Here is a 16,152-nt window from a genome sequence, read left to right as displayed (position 1 = left end):
CGGGCTAGGGCGTGATGCTGCTCGGCGGGTTGCGCATGTTTTCGGCAATGCGCCGCGTGGTATCCATGACCATTTCGATCACGGTTTCCTGGCGCAGCAACTTGAAGCTTTGACTGCTGCCGACGGCGGACAGGCTGCCGACCACCTCGTCGAGGTGTGCCTGGATGATCGGTGCAGCGATACCGGTCAGGCCTAAATTGAGTTCGTCGTGGGTCAGGCAGTAACCATCCTTGCGGATTTTTTTCGCGGCCTTGGAGAAACCGGCCCAGTCATACGGGCTGTCCGGGTCGTTGGCCATGTGTTCTTCGAACAAGCGCTGCAGGCGGCGGCCTTTCTGAAAGGCGATCAGGACCTTCGATTGCGCCCCGCGAAAAAACGGCAACGGCTGCCCGCGCCCGAACGCAAAGTGATAGGTATCTGTGGGTTCGGCGATGTAGGTGTTAATGATGCGTCCGTCGTAAAACACGCTGGCGAACACTGCCAGGCCCGTTTGCGCGGACAGCTCGTGCATCAGCTCGCGTCCGGCGATGAGGATCGGGTCGTACTGACGCATCATCCAGTCCAGCTCGATCACACGAGGCCCCAGGCTGTAACTGCCAGCGTCCACTCGGGTGAGCATGCCTGCGTCACACAAGTCCTTGACGTAGCGGTACACGGTGGCCCGTGACAAGCCCATGCGCTCGGCAATGGTGTCGGGTTCGATCTTCAGCATTTGTGGACCGAACAGGTCCAGGATGCTCAGCAATCTGCTCAGGCTGCTCATTGTGTTCCTAAAGAGAGGGAAGGGCGTTTGTTGCGTACCTGCAAGGATCAGGGTGCCCAAGCGCTGGCGCAACACTACCGCAGTGAGAGAAAAACGCAATCTCAGGAAGGATATTCAGCTCAATAAGACGTCAATAATCTCACTTAATGAGATGTTTGCTAATAAAGTGCTTGTTGGTGGCGGATTTGTATGTGATAAATCTCATCACTGCAAATGCTCAAGCAAGAGGGCTGAAAATGAATGGTGCGCAACTGATAGTGAATGCGGCAGCGGCAAGCGGTATCGAGTACTGCTTCGCCAACCCCGGGACCACCGAGATTCCTCTGGTGGCCGCCATGGCCAGCGCACCTGCTCTCAAGCCCGTGTTATCGCTGTTCGAAGGGGTCTGCACGGGCGCCGCTGACGGCTATGGCCGGATCGCCGGAAAGCCGGCAATGACCCTGACCCACTTGGGCCCTGGCTTTGCCAACGGCATCGCCAACCTGCATAACGCACGTCGGGCCAATACGCCGATCGTCAACGTCATCGGCGATCATGCCTCCTGGCATGTCAACTACGATCCGCCCTTGGCCAGCGACATCCAGGCCCTGGCCGGTGCTGTCTCGGGCTGGGTGCGCACCTCGCGCACCGCGTCGGGTATCGGTGAGGATTTGCAGGAAGCTGTGCGTGCGGCGTGGAAAGCCAAAGGCCAGATCGCCAGTTTGATTCTGCCCATGGATCTGCAGGCTCACGCAGTGACGCACAACGGTATGTTCGCCCCACTGCGCGCACCGGTTCGCCGGTTTGCCGGGGACCGGATCGAAACCGTGGCGCAGGCATTGCGTGACGGCAAGCGGCTGGTGTTCATCGTCGGCGATGAAGGCTTGTCGGTCACGGGCCTGGAAGCGGCGGGGCGCCTGGCGCAACTGCCCGGCGTGCGCCTGTTTGCCGAGACCTTTCCGCGCCTGAGCTACCGTGGGGGTGGTTTGCCAGACTTGGACCGCCTGCCGTATTTCCCGGAAGTGGCGATTGAAATTCTTGAGCAGTACGACCTGGTCATTTGTGCAGGCGTACCCGAGCCCATCAGTTACTTTGGCTACGAAGGCATCCCGTCGCGCCTCGCCGAACGTGAACGCCTGATGACGCTCGCCGAAGTCGGTGACGACGTTTCCGGCGCGCTGACGGCGTTGGCCGATGTCCTGAATGCACCGGCCCATGTGCCAACCCCGGAAGGTATCGAACTGCCGCCTGGCCAAGCCGAGCTCACACCACAGTCGATCGGCCAAGTGCTGGCTGCGTCACTGCCCGACGACAGCATTGTCTCGGTTGAGGGTGGCACCTGTGGCTATCCCTTCTTTACTGCCTCCGCTCGCGCCGCGCGGCATCGGGTATTGACCAATACCGGTGGCGCGATTGGCCAGGGGATTCCGGTGGGGTTCGGTGCCGCCTTGGCGGAACGCGGCAATAGCGTGTTCTGCCTGCAATCGGACGGCAGTGCCCAGTACACCATCCAGACTCTGTGGAGCATCGCCCGCGAGCAACTGCCGGTGGTGATCCTGATTGCCGCCAACCATCGCTATGCGATTTTGCAGAACGAGCTGCGCCGTTTCGGCATGACAGAAATGGACCCGCAAGCCCTGCGCCTGACCGTGCTCGACAGTCCGCGTATTGACTGGAAAGCCCTCGCCAAAGGCTACGGGGTGCCGGCCTGTACGGTACAGACCAATGCCGAACTGCAACGGGCGCTGGCCAATGCCAAGGCCGACCGTGGTCCTTGCCTGATCGAAATGGCGCTGTGAAGGAATCGACTATGCATCCGCTCGAATTGTTACCTGCCGTCCAGGCATTCCTTGCGCAGCCCGGTCGCCTGTTCATCGGCGGTAGCTGGCAGGACGCCGCCAGCGGTCGCCGCTTTGCCGTGGAAAATCCGGCCACTGAACAGACCCTGACCGAAGTCGCCCAAGGCGACGAGCGCGATGTGAATGCGGCCGTTGCGGCCGCGCGCACAGCCTTTACCGGCACCTGGGCCTTGCAGTCACCGGCGCAGCGCGGCCTGTTGCTGTTTCGCCTGGCTGATCTGTTGGACCAGCACCGCGAGGAACTGGCGCAACTGATCACCCTGGAGAACGGCAAGCCGATCGCCAACGCGCGCGGTGAAGCGGCCAGCGCGGCGAATATCATTCGCTATTTTGCTGGCTGGCCAACCAAGATCGAAGGCAGCACGCTGCCCGTATCGCCCGCCAGCGGCGGGCCAATGCTCAACTACACGTTGCGCGAACCGGTGGGGGTCTGCGCGCTGATCGTGCCGTGGAACTTCCCATTGACCATGTGCGTGTGGAAGCTCGGCCCGGCGTTGGCCACGGGTTGCGTGGCAGTGCTCAAGCCCGCTGAGCAGACACCGCTGGTCGCGATCCGCCTGATGCAACTGATCGAGGCCGCCGGCTTCCCCGCCGGTGTCGTCAACCTGATCACCGGCCTGGGCGCCGACACTGGCGCACCATTGGCACAGCATCCCGGCGTGGACAAGATCGCCTTTACCGGCTCGACCCAGGTCGGGCGGCTGATCGCTCAGGCGGCCACCAGCAATATGAAAAAGGTCTCACTGGAGCTTGGCGGCAAGTCGCCAAACATTATTCTGCCCGACGCCGACATTGTCCGCGCGGCCAAGGGTGCCGCCGATGGGATTTTCTACAACCAGGGTCAGGTGTGCACGGCTGGCTCGCGCCTGTATGTACATGCCAGTGTGCTCGACCAGGTGCTCGAAGAATTGCAACGCCATGCCGCCGCCTATGTGCTGGGCAACGGCCTGGACCCGGCCAACAGCATGGGGCCGTTGGTGTCCGCGCGGCAGTTGAACACCGTCAAGGGCTACCTGCAGCGGGGCCAGGAGGAGGGCGCAGAACTGATCTGCGGCGGTGGCCGCCCCGATCACCTGGATCGCGGCCACTTCATTGAGCCCAGCATCTTCCTCGACCGTGCCGAGCGCGCCTGCGTAGCTCGCGAAGAAATCTTTGGCCCGGTACTGACCGTCATGAGCTGGACCGAAATCGACGACCTGATGCTGCGCGCCAACGACTCGCCGTATGGCCTGGCGGCCGGCCTGTGGACCCGTGACCTGCGCTCGGCGCACCGCGTGGCTGCACAGCTCAAGGCCGGCTCGGTATGGATCAACTGTTGGAACGTCGTCGATCCATCTTCGCCGTTTGGTGGCTACAAACAATCCGGCTGGGGCCGGGAAATGGGAAAAAACGTGATCGATGCCTACACCGAGACCAAGAGCGTGTTTGTCGATCTGGCCTGAACTGAATAATCACAAGAGGTAATCGCTATGGATCTGGAATTGAAAGGCCGTGTGGCCATTGTTACCGGTGGTGGTATGGGTATCGGCAAGGAAGTCGCACGTTTTCTCTCCGAGGAAGGCTGCAAGGTGGTGATTTGCGCGCGGCGCATGGAGTTCCTGCAACGGGCTGCCGAAGAGATCACCGCGCAGACCGGCAATGAAGTGCTGCCGCTGTTCTGCGACACCAATGACATGAAGGCCGTGTCGGAGATGGTCGAGGCGGCTCACAAGCATTTCGGCCGTATCGACATCCTGGTCAACGGTGCCGCGGCGCCATCGGGTGTGGTGCGCAATGACATCGAGCACGCCGGGGACGAAGAGTTACTGTCGGACCTCAATACCAAGGTGATCGGCTACTTCCGCTGCGCCAAGGCCGTGACCCCGCACATGAAGGCGGCTGGTTTCGGTCGCATCATCAACATCGGTGGTCTCACCGGGCGCAGCAGCAAAGTGCTCTCAGGCATGCGCAACCTGGCAATCGCGCACATGACCAAGACCCTGTCGGACCAGCTCGGCCCTTCGGGCATCACGGTCAACCTGATTCACCCCGGCGTGGTGGACACCCCGCATATCCAGGAGCTCTACGAGCGCGAAGCAGTCAAGCAGGGCAAAACCGCCGAACAGGTCGAGCAGGCCTACATCGACGCGACGCCGATTCGGCGCACCCTCGCACCGATTGAAATGGGCTGGTTGATTGGCTTCCTGGCATCGCCAAAAGCAGCTGCTGTGACGGGCGAATCCATTGGCATCGACGGTGGCCTGACCCGTGGTATCTATATCTGAGGAGCATCTGTGATGAGTAACGGAACCCTTTTAGTCGCCACCGTGGGCCAAGCAGTGATCCGCAGTGCCGACGATGGCCGTACCTGGCATCGCCTGGGCCTGGGACAAGACCTTGAGTTCGACGCAATCACTCGATCCCTGAGCGTGCATCCCGACGCGCCTGAAGTGATCTATGCGGGCACGGACGTGGGTTTGTGCGTCAGCCGCGACACCGGCGGCCATTGGCATCGGGTCGATTCGCCGTTCAACGGCGAGACGGTGTGGAAAGTTGCCGTCGACCCGCAGGACGCCAAACGTATTTTTGTTGGCACCGGTGCGCCATCGCGCGCCGTGCTATGGCGGACCCTCGACGCGGGCCTGAGCTGGGACCGCGCACCGGTTGAGATTCCGGAGTTCTGCGACGGTGTCAGTCGCCCACGCCTGCTGGCCTTCGCCTATGACCCCACTGACCGCAACCAACTGTGGTTCGGCCTGGAAGAGGGTGGCCTGTTCCATTCGCGCGATGGCGGCGACAGCTGGACCCGCGTCGATGACCGACTGCTGTGGGACTACAACTCGGACATCCACAACATCCTGGTACTGCCCAATCACGGCGAGAAAGTGATCGTGGTGGTCTGCGTCAATGCGGTTTACCGCAGTCTTGACGAGGGGCTGACGTGGACCGGAATCATTGGTCGTGAAGCCTTCGGTCTTTACTACATACGCGCGATGAACGCACCGCTGGGCACGCAAAACGAGCTGTACCTGAGTATTTCCGATGGTACGCCCGGCAGCACCAGCAAGATTCTGGTGTCCCGTGATGCCGCGCTCAGCTGGAACGTGCTGCCGCTGCCACAGCAGCCCAACTCCTGTTTCTGGGCGATTGCCTTCAACCCGGCCGACCCGCGACAGATCGTGGCCGGCACCAAGTACGGGCATTTATTCACTTCCGAAAATGGCGGTGATGGCTGGCAGAAGCATTGGCGGGAATTCAGCGAGATCGCTGATGTGCTCTGGACGCCTGCGGTCGCGCAGATCAAGTCCGGGCATCAGTCCATCGTCAAAAAGCACTGAGGTATACCGCCATGAAGATCGAGATCCTGCGGACTCACCTATCGCTCTGGGTCCGAGACCCTGACGTGTCGGCGCTCTGGTACGCCGACGTTCTGGGCATGCACGAAAGTGCCCGTGGGGAGAGCTGGGTGATGATGGCGTTTGGCACCAAGCATCACGACATTGCGTTGATTCGTGCAGAGCCCGGCGCCCATCAGGGCGGGCTGGGGTTGCAGCACTACGGATTGGAAATCGCCGGTGACATGACTACCTTGCGCCAGCTGTACGGCATGTTGCTGAAGAAGGGGGTGGAGGTGGTGAAAATTACCGACCATGAAATCGGCAACGGCCTGTATTTCAACGATCCCGATTGCAATCGCATGGAGTTTTTTCTCGAAACCGAGCATGACGATGCGCGCGGCAAGGCACGCTTCAAGGCCGCCGGTGCGCCGAGTCGCAACATCACGCTCGACCCACTCGACCCCCTTTGAACAGAGGCACATCCGATGAAAACTGCGAATTTCGCCAGCTATCACATCCGCAAATGGTACAGCTTCGTCGAGGAGACCCTGGCCAATGAAACCGGCCAGTTGGCCGATGGCGAACCGGTGTTCAAATACGCCGTCGCTGCGGTAATCGCCAACCCGTATGCCGGTCGCTACAGTGAAGACCTTTCGCAATTGGTCGAGCCGTCGCCGCTGTTGGGCGAAGAGTTCGGCCGGCGCATCAAGGCCCTGGCCGGCTCGCGTCAGCTTGAAAGCTACGGTAAGGCAATCCTGGTCGGCAGCGCAGGCGAATACGAGCATGGCAACGCTTTCCTGACCAACCCGGCCGCCGATCCGGTCCGCGTCGCGCTCGGCGGCGGCAAGTCCTGGGTGCCTTCCACCGGCAAGCGCGGCGGCCCGGGTTCGACTATCGACGTACCGCTGGCGCACAAGGATGCGCTCTACGTGCGCTCTCACTACGACAGCATGTCGCTGATGTTCGGCGACGGCCCTGCGGCGGATGAAGTCATCGTGATCTGGGCCTTCGCCACCCGCGGGCGCTTGCATGCACGGCTGGGTGGCCTGCAGGCCAAGGACATCAAAGGTATTGATGGGCTGCACTGATTGCAGGCGTGTGGCCCTGGCAACGCCGGTTTAAACCCACAACAAGAAAGCGGTGAATAGTGATGAAGCAGGAGAAGACCCAGGTTGTCATTGTAGGGGGCGGGCCCAACGGGATCACGGCCGCGCACTATATGGGGATGTACGGTATCGACTGCGTCGTCCTTGAGCTTGCTGACTGCATACTGCCGTACCCGCGTGCGGTAGGCATGGACGATGAAGCGTTGCGCGTGCTGCAGGCTATCGGCATCGCCGAATTGGCCGTGCGCGACATGATCTGCGACGTCCCGCTGCGTTATTACAACGCCCGTGGTGTGTGTTTTGCCGAGGTCAGGCCCAGTACCGCGCATTACGGCTGGCCCATGCGCAACATCTTCATGCAGCAGCTGCTCGAAGGCACGCTACGCGAAACCCTGGGACAGCGCAGCACTGTAGCGCTGCGCCAGGGCCATGAAATGCTGGAGCTGGAACAGGACGGGGAGGGTGTGACCTTGCAGGTGCGCGATGCCCTGGGCGAGGTCTATCAGCTGCGCGCCGATTACGTGATCGGCGCCGATGGCGGGCGCTCCACCGTACGCAAGAAATTGGGCGTCGAACTGCTGGGGCTGACCCATGCGCGCAAATGGGTGGTGGTGGATGTCGCCAATGACACCCTCGATGCGCCTTATACCGCACTGCATGCGGACCCGCAGCGGCCCTTCGTCTGTATCTACTTGCCCTATCAGCAGCGGCGCTGGGAGTTCATGCTCATGGAGGGCGAAGATGAGGTGAAGATGTGTGAAGAGAGCACCATCCGCGACCTGATCCGTGGGCATATCGGCGACTCGGTGGACGCGCTGAATATCATCCGTATCCGCGCCTACACCCACCATTCCCGCGTGGCGGCGCGGTTTGTCCAGGGGCGTGTGGCACTGGTCGGCGATGCGGCGCATATATCGCCACCCTGGGCCGGGCAAGGCCTTAACTCCGGCCTGCGCGATGTGGCCAACGTGGCCTGGAAACTGGCGGCGATCATCCGGGGGCGCGCGTCCCACGCGATCCTCGCCAGCTACGACCAGGAGCGTCGCGGGCATGCCACCGAACTGGTAGCCCTGGCCGACAATATGGGCACGGTACTGGGGCTGACCAACCCGTTGATGGCCGGCGTGCGTGACTGGTTATTCCAAGCGGTGAACAGCGTCGATAACCTGCGCTCGCACCTGCTGGAGTTCAAGTTCAAGCCCAAGGCCACTCTTACCAAAGGGCTGGTCTATCACGAGCGCGCCGAATTGCGCGAAGACGACCTGGTCGGCCAGCTGTTCGTGCAACCGTATATTGAAGACGCCCGCGGGCAACGTCGACGTCTGGATGATGCGCTGGGTAATTCCTACGCGGTGCTGGGTTACCGGGTCAATCCACGTGAGCAACTGAGCGCAGAAATGGCAACGTACTGGGCTCGCTGGGACACGCGCTTTATTCAGGTCAATCGTTCGCGCAGCGGTCCGGCCCGCAATCAGCCATTGACGGCTACAGACGCCATCAGCGTGGAAGATGTGGATAACCGCCTCGGCGAATGGTTCTCAAGGGTGCGCGATTGCATCGTCGTGGTGCGTCCGGACCGGTTTGTTGCCGCCATCACAACGCCGGAGCGGCTTGACGCCGTATTACGCAAGTTAGCGGGGCAACTATCATGAGCATCGATACTTCCGTACTAAACCAGTTAGACCACGCCACGCGTACGGTGCAAGCAATTGCGCCGTTGGCTCCCGAGGCGCTGGACCTGAGCGGCGGGTACGCACTGCAACGCCGGGCGCTGGATGTGCGCCTGGCTGCGGGCGAGCAGTTGAGCGGTTGGAAGATCGCCTTCGCTGGCAGCGCAGCGCAACGGCGCTTCGGCATTGACGAACCGGTATATGGCAGCCTGACCGATCAGATGCACGTGCAGCCGAATACGGCAGTGGCGCTTTCGCGGTTGATCCAGCCCAAGCTGGAAGTCGAAGTGGCGATTGTGCTGGGTCTCAGCCTGGCGCCAGGTGACTACAGCGATGAGGAGATCCTGGCCGCAATTGCCGAGGTGGCACCCGCGTTCGAGATTGCCGACTGCCGTTGGCAGGAGTGGGCGTTCGGGGTGGGCGCCTTTCTGGCCGACAACGCGGCGGCAGGCCTGTATTGCGTGGGACCCAGAACTGCTTTCGACCCTGTTGAACATGCCAACGTGACGTTCCGCCTGGAATGCGCAGGCGCGATCTGCGGCGAAGGGCAGACCCAGGGCCGGGAAGATCCACCGCTGGCCAATCTGTGCTGGCTGATACGCCGGCTGCTGGCCGATGGTCAACCGGTGGAAGCCGGGCAAGTGGTGCTGTCCGGCGCGCTGTTGGCGCCGATGAATATCCAGCCCTGCACCTACCGTCTGCAGATGTTTGGCACGGAACTGGCTTTGCCTTTCACCGCGCACACTACCGCAGTGTGAACCCTGGCTGCCGTAAAGGATGACGCCGGTCCCCTGCAGGCCGATTACGGCAACGGGGCCCCCGAGGAACGACGACCATGCTTGCTGAAGTTCGAACCTTCAATGACCCTCAATTGCATGCCGGCTCTATCCAGGGCTGGCGGCAAGTGTACGACCAACTCGGGCGGGGCTGCCTGACCAGTGGGCTGCGCCAATTGTCTGCCGAGCGCTTTCAGATCTTCCAGGAAGTGCTGGACAAGCGCGTGGTGCAGCGCGGCTTTGCGCCTGAAGGACGACTGTGCGTGGCCATGTCGTTGGGCAGTGCACCGGTGGTACAGGGGCAGCAGGTGGGCGCGCACCACGTGGTGCTGTTGCGCGATGGCGAGGAGTTTGTGCTGCATGCGCCAGAAGGCACGCATTTCTTCGCGCTTAACGTCGACACCATACGTTTTGCCAAACTGGCGGCTTTCGAACTGTCCAGCGACCAACTCAAGCGCGTCACCACCCGTTCCCAGATTTGCGTGGATGACGCTTTACTGCTGCGGATACGCCAGCGTATCTACCCGCTGTTTCGTCACCTGTTGCAACAGACGGAGCCGATCAGTGCCTGCGCCGAAAAAATGCTCGAAGACGAGCTGCTTGGCGCCTTTCTCGATCTGTTCAGCAACGCCACCGACGAAGCACGTTGCCGGCGTGGCAACTTCGCCGTGAGTGCCTACCTGGTCAAGCGTTGCCAGGAGCTGATCGACGCCAGCGGCGACACGCCGCTGAGCATTCTCGACCTGTGCGAACACCTGCGGGTCAGCCGACGGACCATGCAGAACAGTTTTCAGGCGGTGACCGGCATGCGTCCGGTCGAGTACCTGCGCAACCTGCGCCTTAACGCGGTACGCCGACAGCTGAGCGCCACTCCGTCCTGCCGCCAGAACGTCAGCGATGTGGCGGTGGCAATGGGTTTTTTCCATCTGAGCCACTTCGCCGCGCATTACCGTGAGTTGTTTGGCGAGTCTCCGTCGGAAACCCAGCGGTCGAACCTCTGAGTGGGCGAAGGATCAGGCCGCCTCGTTCAACCCCGGATCCACGCGTTTGCCGATGTCCTTGAGCCGAGCCAATTGGTCAACCACGCTAGGGGCTTCATCCAGGCAACTGACGAACGTCCACAGGTAAGTCATCACCGCATAGATATGGCCAGCCTTCACCGCAGGCGCGAGTGCCAGTTGGCTGATGGCGACCACAAACAGCAAGGCCGCCAGAACGCCGATGGTGAGAAAGGCGACGGCCTCACGGTCCGATAGCCGGATACGCAGGCGCGACAGTACTTGGTAGTGACGATGCAAGGTGTGCGCACCGACGCTTTCCACCAGGCTGATTTCCTTTTCCAAACGGTTGTTCAAGCGCTCATGCAAGCGCTGGTTGCGCCGCGCAAAGCCAGGCACCACCACGAGACAGAGCCCCAGCACCACCAGGCACGCCAGGCCGACCCAGGGTTCAATTGCCAGCAACATGGCGGCCGCGCCGATGATCGAAACCAGCGCCGTAGCAATTGTGGGCACGTGTTTTTCGAAAAAATCGACGAACTCCCGTGCCAGCACCACCCGTGCGGCAGCCTTTGAGGTGCTGTGTCGTTGCAGCCGCTGATTAAGAATCACCGGGACTGCAAGGTCGGCGTAGATACGCGTAAAGGTGCGAGTGTCGAGCGCGCGCCGGGCGGCGCCCACCACCCAGAAACCCAACACCACGGCGGCGTAGAGCAGGGCGTTGCCGGCGTCGCCACGGAGCATGGCATCTACGGCAAACCCAGCAAACAACGGGTAGGCCAGCAGCAGCGCATTTTCCAATGCAACCAGCGACAGAGTCCCAAACAACTTGCCCGGATAGGCCTTGGCGATCGCCTTGAGCGTCTGGCTGGCGGACTGTTTACCGAGCTTGCGGCTGTGCTCGATTAGGAGTGGAGGTGTGACGGAAGGCATGGGCTACCTGGCTTACGCAAAGTACGGGGGTGAGAACTCAGCGCCCCGGTATAAAGAACGTGGGTGACATCGAGTAGATAGCGCGTCTCCTCAGTCATCGATGACACGTCGATCCGGAGTTCTTCGATGACGATTTCGAGCATGATCAGTAGGCAAATGGCCGGCGCGGTAAATAACCAGTGGTAATAGGACTGGCTGAACAGCGAGGCGACAACACCTGGTATCCACAGTGACAACACTAAGAGCGGCGCTTGTTTTTGTAAGGGGGTCCAGAATCGCTCCAGCTTTCTGAGCCTGGCGCTATAGAGCCGTACCGAGTCTTCAAGCAGCGTCACGTCAATCAGGCTTCGATCGAGATCGTTAATAGACATACAGACAACTCCAGACTGACCTACAAGAGGCGAGTGTTTGACTTGGCCAGGGCGAGCACAGGCAGCGCCCGGTTCAACCAGGCGAGGTTCACTTCGTTGACTTGCACCCATTCGCCGTTCTCTGGAATCCCTTCGCAGCTCTTGAAAGCGATACAACGCCCCTGTGTGTCGAGCAAGGCAAAGTGGCGGTACCGATTGACCGTGAAAATAGAGAGGCGCATGCCTTCACCTGGAGCCGTTGGACTTACATGGCGACCAGTTGGTCGGGCCAGCTCAGTTCGAATAAGGTGCCGCCGTTATCCAGGTTTCGGCAGGTCACGCTGCCCCGGTGGGAAAGGGCAATCGCGCGCACCACGGCGAGTCCCAGGCCGCTGCCGCCCTGGGCACGGGAGCGCGAACTTTCCCCGCGCTGAAACGGTTCGAAGATGTGCGTTGCGAAGGCTTCTTCAATGCCGGGGCCCTCGTCCGCGACACTCAAGGTATTCAGGCCATCCTGGCTGCTCAGGCGCACCGTGACATTGCCTGGGGTTGCATGCCGTCTCAGATTGTCCAGCATGGCCAGCAACGCTTGGCGGATCCTGGCCGGATCACACTGCACAGTCCGTTTGAGCAGGTTCAGATGCAGCACGAACCCGGATGCAAGCAGGCCCGGTTCGAACAGGGCAGCGTCTGCCTCGATCTCATCGGCCAGGTCGGCACTTTGGATATGGACTTCGAGGTAGCCGTTGTCCGCCAGGCCCACGACCCGCAGGTCTTCGATCAGGCGCGTCAGGCCTTCCACTTGGTTGAGCAGGCTGTAGAACTGCGCCTGGTCCGGGGTGAACACGCCTTCCGCCAACCCTTGCAGGCGGCCACGCAGGATGGTCAAAGGGGTACGCAGTTCATGTGCAATGGCGGCGTTCCAGAAGGATTGCTCCTCGGCCATGCGTTTCAATCGTTCGGCCATGCTGTTGAAGTCATCCACTAACAACGTGGCCTCCGCCAATGAGCGGTTGGAGGCGGTGGCCCGGGCATCGAGGTCGCCGTCGGCGAGACGGCGCAGGCTGGTTGCGACCGAGTTCAAGGGCATCAGAATGCGTCGGGACAGTTTGATCGCCACCACGGCGCCCATCGACAGGCTGATGCAGGTGATCAGTGCCATCCATGCCCACTCCACGCCTGTGGGCAGCCATTCGTTTACGTCCAGATCCGACGGCGGCCAGAACATCCAGAGCAGCGCGTAAAACACGTAGGAGCCGACCAACGCCAGTGCGATCACGCAGAGCACCACGGCGGACATCGACAAAATGATCTGTCGGCTCAAACTGTTGGAGGTCTTCATGGAGTGCTCCCGAACCGGTAGCCGACCCCGCGAATGCTGGCCGGTACGCCCTGGAGGCCCATATCTTCGATTTTGCGCCGCAGCTTGCTGATATGGCTGTCGACCGTGCGCTCCAGACTGTCGCTCTCGGGCGAACACAGCGCCAGCAACTCGGCGCGACTGAACACGCGCCTGGGGGCCTTGGCCAGTTGGGCCAACAACCTGAACTCGGTCACTGTCAGGTGGAGCGGGTACTTGTGTGCCCCGATCTGCACACTGACTTCATGGCTGTCGATGTCGATTTCAAAGGCATTCACCCGCAGGACACTGGGGCGGGCGGCATAGCCATGATCGAGCGAGCGCCGCAGTACCGCTTGGGTCCTGGCCACGACTTCGGCCGGGTTGAACGGCTTGACGATGTAGTCGTCGGCACCGATGCGCAAGCCCATGAGTTTGTCCATGTCCTGGTCCTGAGCGGTCAGCATGATCACGGGGGTGGTGCCCCGGTGCCGGATCTCGGCCAGTACCATCCAGCCGTCCAGGTTCGGCATCAGCACGTCCAGCAGCACCAGGTCCGGCTTGAGCGATTGATGCAGGTCAAGGGCGCGGCGACCATCCAGAGCATGGGCGGTCTGGAAGCCACTGCGCTTGAGATAGGCGCTCAGGATGTCGGCGATTTCGGGTTCGTCCTCGGCGATCAATATCAACGCCTGGCGTTTGTCCGCGAGGTTCGTGGGTGTTGATGCAAGGTGTGATTCGGTCATGGTCCGCTCGGTCGTGCAGTTCGGTCATCGCAGTATGGCGAATTACCCTGTTGCTACGAAGACTACTGTGCACCACGAGCATGCGCTTTCATGGGAGGTTTTATGGAGAAACGATGGAGACGCGGATTTATTTGCGCACAGCGTGATCAAGCGTAGCTGATCCTGTCGGTGTAGGCGTTTTGGGTCATTGTGCGTTGGTAGTCGCAGGGTGTGGTGCTGACGAGTTTCTTGAAGTCGCGCAGGAAGTGCGATTGATCGGAAAAGCCCAGATCGAGGGCCAACTGCGAAAACGATACATCGTGCTGGGTGTTGAGAGTGTCCAGGGCCGCCTGGCAGCGGATGATCCGGCAAAACGCCTTGGGTGACATGCCGGTGTCCTGGTTGAACTGGCGATGCAAGGTACGGCTGGTATAGCCGCTGAGGTCTTCAAGTTGTCGAATGCGGATATCGCCGCGATGGTGCAGCGCCTGTTGAATGATCATGGCGGTGAGTTTCGACGCCTTGCCCATCAGACGTGGGGTCAGGTAGTCGTTGAACAGTCGCATCTGATCGCTCAGCAGCGGTGCCTGGACGATGCTTTCGAAGATGCGTTGGGCAAACTCTGATACCTCCAGCAGGTCGAGTTCGCGTTCGGTCAACTCCTCTGCGAGCACATTGACGAAGCCGGGAATGATCCCCGGTGAAAAGCGTACGCCGAAGTAGTGGTGATGCTGGTGTAACTCGACGGCCTGGGCAACCAGCGGAGTGCCACAGATCCGCGCGGTAGGCCGCGTCGCGTCGCAGTCGAACAAAATATCCACACAGCCGTCCGGTACGGCCAGCAGGTTGCTCGATTGCGCCACATCGAATGCATAGAAATGCGAGATCGCCGGGTGCGCGCAAGGCATCACCGAATAGCGTGAAGAGTTGAGCACGAACCAAGGCTGTTCGTTTGCTGTGTGGTGCCGGGGAGTCGGCACGCTCGGTTTGATCATGGTTGCACCTTGGGAAGGCTGCGGCACGGCAAGTTAAAAGCATTAATCGCGCCAACTATTTAGCGTACCCGTAGAGCGCAATGTCCGAAATTTACAATACCGCCGATACCTGCCACCTGATACTCGGACTCGAAAGCGTGGAGCTGCGCCTACCGCAGTGATATCACCTTCAGCCTGAGAATAACTATGTCTACAACTACAAAAATCGACTTTATCTACCTCTCCGAGCAGGACATGATCCGCGCGGGTGTGACCGACATGCTGGCCTGCGTGAATACCATGGAGGAGATGTTTGGGTTGCTGTATTCCGGTGACTATCGCATGGCCGGCCCGAATAATGATTCCCATGGTGCAATGGTGATTTTTCCGCAGGATTCGCCGTTCCCGAACATGCCCAAGCCCACGGCTGATCGGCGCATGATGGCCATGCCGGCCTATCTGGGTGGCAGCTTCTGCACCGCTGGCGTGAAATGGTACGGCTCCAATATCGCCAACCGCGAAAAAGGCCTGCCGCGCTCGATCCTGATGTTCACCCTCAACGACCCCGACACCGGCGCGCCGTTGGCGCATATGTCAGCCAACCTGCTGTCCGCTTATCGCACCGGTGCAATTCCCGGCGTGGGCGCACGCCACCTGGCGCGCAAGGACTCGAAAGTCGTCGGCCTGCTGGGGCCTGGCGTCATGGGCAAGACCACCCTGGCGGCCTTCATTGCGGTGTGCCCGCACATCGATACCCTGAAGATCAAGGGCCGTGGACAGAAGAGCCTCGACAACTTTATCGCATGGGTCGAACAGACTTATCCGCAGATCACCACGATAGAAGTGGTCGACACCCTCGAAGCGGTAGTCCGCGACTCGGACCTTGTTACTTATTGTAGCTCCGGCGCCACAGGCGATCCCTCGATCTACCCAATTGTGCGGCGTGAATGGGTCAAGCCAGGTGCCTTCCTCGCGATGCCGGCGTCTTGTTCGCTCGACGCTGGAATGGAGCAGCCTGACATACGCAAGGTGCTCGACAACACCGGTCTTTATCAGGCCTGGTTTGAAGAATTGCCCAAGCCTGCGCATCACAATGTGCCGGTGATTGGTGTGCGCTTCATGGACATGATTGCCGAAGGCAAGATGCAGCCTGACGACCTCGAGGACATCGGCAAGATCATCGCCGGGGCCGCACCTGGCCGCAGGAACGATGAGGAAATCATCATCATGTCGGTGGGCGGTATGCCCGTCGAAGACGTGGCCTGGGGCACGGTCGTGTACCGCAACGCAGTCAAGCAAGGTATCGGCGTGACCTTGAACCTGTGGGAAACCCCGGAGCTGCGCTAAGCCACACCTTCCTTCA

General features: G+C 60.8%; 17 protein-coding genes. 10 read left to right on the top strand and 7 right to left on the bottom strand.

Annotation, left to right across the window (positions count from 1 at the left end):
* Positions 1 to 4: 4 nt before the first annotated feature.
* Complete coding sequence (locus N018_RS13615) at positions 5 to 763, bottom strand: IclR family transcriptional regulator (protein WP_024643465.1); 759 nt, start codon at positions 761 to 763, stop codon at positions 5 to 7.
* Between the two features lie 236 nt (positions 764 to 999).
* Here N018_RS13615 and N018_RS13610 point away from each other — a divergent pair, with 236 nt between their 5' ends.
* The 9 genes from N018_RS13610 (at position 1,000) to N018_RS13565 (ending at position 10,471) form a co-directional block, all read left to right on the top strand.
* On the top strand, positions 1,000 to 2,541 hold the full coding sequence (locus tag N018_RS13610) for an acetolactate synthase large subunit (protein WP_025389958.1): 1,542 nt from the start codon (positions 1,000 to 1,002) through the stop codon (positions 2,539 to 2,541).
* Positions 2,542 to 2,552: 11 nt separating this feature from the next.
* Positions 2,553 to 4,043: an aldehyde dehydrogenase family protein gene (locus N018_RS25760; RefSeq protein WP_025389957.1), complete on the top strand. Its 1,491-nt coding sequence runs from the start codon at positions 2,553 to 2,555 to the stop codon at positions 4,041 to 4,043.
* Positions 4,044 to 4,070: 27 nt separating this feature from the next.
* A complete protein-coding gene (locus N018_RS13595; protein ID WP_024643462.1) occupies positions 4,071 to 4,865 on the top strand; it encodes an SDR family NAD(P)-dependent oxidoreductase in 795 nt (264 codons plus the stop codon).
* A 12-nt stretch (positions 4,866 to 4,877) separates the two neighbouring features.
* The gene (locus N018_RS13590) at positions 4,878 to 5,918 is read left to right on the top strand and encodes a WD40/YVTN/BNR-like repeat-containing protein (RefSeq protein WP_025389956.1); all 1,041 of its coding nucleotides are present in this window, start codon (positions 4,878 to 4,880) and stop codon (positions 5,916 to 5,918) included.
* Positions 5,919 to 5,929: 11 nt separating this feature from the next.
* Complete coding sequence (locus N018_RS13585) at positions 5,930 to 6,388, top strand: VOC family protein (protein WP_024643460.1); 459 nt, start codon at positions 5,930 to 5,932, stop codon at positions 6,386 to 6,388.
* Between the two features lie 15 nt (positions 6,389 to 6,403).
* Positions 6,404 to 7,006, top strand: a complete 603-nt coding sequence (locus N018_RS13580; RefSeq protein WP_024643459.1) for an amino acid synthesis family protein — start codon at positions 6,404 to 6,406, stop codon at positions 7,004 to 7,006.
* Positions 7,007 to 7,068: 62 nt separating this feature from the next.
* On the top strand, positions 7,069 to 8,676 hold the full coding sequence (locus N018_RS13575; protein ID WP_025389955.1) for a bifunctional 3-(3-hydroxy-phenyl)propionate/3-hydroxycinnamic acid hydroxylase: 1,608 nt from the start codon (positions 7,069 to 7,071) through the stop codon (positions 8,674 to 8,676).
* The gene (locus tag N018_RS13570; protein WP_025389954.1) at positions 8,673 to 9,452 is read left to right on the top strand and encodes a 2-keto-4-pentenoate hydratase; all 780 of its coding nucleotides are present in this window, start codon (positions 8,673 to 8,675) and stop codon (positions 9,450 to 9,452) included. The genes N018_RS13575 and N018_RS13570 overlap by 4 nt, the downstream gene beginning before the upstream one ends.
* 77 nt (positions 9,453 to 9,529) lie before the next feature.
* A complete protein-coding gene (locus N018_RS13565) occupies positions 9,530 to 10,471 on the top strand; it encodes a helix-turn-helix domain-containing protein (protein WP_024643456.1) in 942 nt (313 codons plus the stop codon).
* A 12-nt stretch (positions 10,472 to 10,483) separates the two neighbouring features.
* Here the strand turns inward: N018_RS13565 and N018_RS13560 are convergent, their stop codons facing one another.
* From N018_RS13560 to N018_RS13535, 6 genes are all read right to left on the bottom strand, one after another.
* Positions 10,484 to 11,401: an ABC transporter six-transmembrane domain-containing protein gene (locus N018_RS13560; RefSeq protein ID WP_025389953.1), complete on the bottom strand. Its 918-nt coding sequence runs from the start codon at positions 11,399 to 11,401 to the stop codon at positions 10,484 to 10,486.
* Positions 11,374 to 11,772, bottom strand: coding sequence for a hypothetical protein (locus N018_RS13555; protein WP_025389952.1), 399 nt, complete (start codon positions 11,770 to 11,772; stop codon positions 11,374 to 11,376). Before N018_RS13555 ends, N018_RS13560 begins: the two co-directional genes overlap by 28 nt.
* Before the next feature lie 20 nt (positions 11,773 to 11,792).
* Positions 11,793 to 11,993, bottom strand: coding sequence for a hypothetical protein (locus tag N018_RS13550; RefSeq protein ID WP_024643453.1), 201 nt, complete (start codon positions 11,991 to 11,993; stop codon positions 11,793 to 11,795).
* 23 nt (positions 11,994 to 12,016) lie between these two features.
* The gene (locus N018_RS13545) at positions 12,017 to 13,093 is read right to left on the bottom strand and encodes an ATP-binding protein (protein WP_025389951.1); all 1,077 of its coding nucleotides are present in this window, start codon (positions 13,091 to 13,093) and stop codon (positions 12,017 to 12,019) included.
* Complete coding sequence (locus N018_RS13540; protein WP_024643451.1) at positions 13,090 to 13,836, bottom strand: response regulator; 747 nt, start codon at positions 13,834 to 13,836, stop codon at positions 13,090 to 13,092. The genes N018_RS13545 and N018_RS13540 overlap by 4 nt, the downstream gene beginning before the upstream one ends.
* Positions 13,837 to 13,982: 146 nt before the next feature.
* Positions 13,983 to 14,810 (bottom strand): AraC family transcriptional regulator, encoded by an 828-nt coding sequence (locus N018_RS13535; RefSeq protein ID WP_024643450.1) that lies wholly within the window; start codon positions 14,808 to 14,810, stop codon positions 13,983 to 13,985.
* A 186-nt stretch (positions 14,811 to 14,996) separates the two neighbouring features.
* Here N018_RS13535 and N018_RS13530 point away from each other — a divergent pair, with 186 nt between their 5' ends.
* On the top strand, positions 14,997 to 16,136 hold the full coding sequence (locus tag N018_RS13530; RefSeq protein WP_024643449.1) for a tyramine oxidase subunit B: 1,140 nt from the start codon (positions 14,997 to 14,999) through the stop codon (positions 16,134 to 16,136).
* Positions 16,137 to 16,152: the final 16 nt, after the last annotated feature.

The organism is Pseudomonas syringae CC1557 (assembly GCF_000452705.1).
In the GTDB taxonomy this organism is placed as follows: domain Bacteria; phylum Pseudomonadota; class Gammaproteobacteria; order Pseudomonadales; family Pseudomonadaceae; genus Aquipseudomonas; species Aquipseudomonas syringae_F.
The sequence above is the reverse complement of the archived record's forward strand: the minus strand, read 5'-3'. Positions and strand labels throughout refer to the sequence as shown.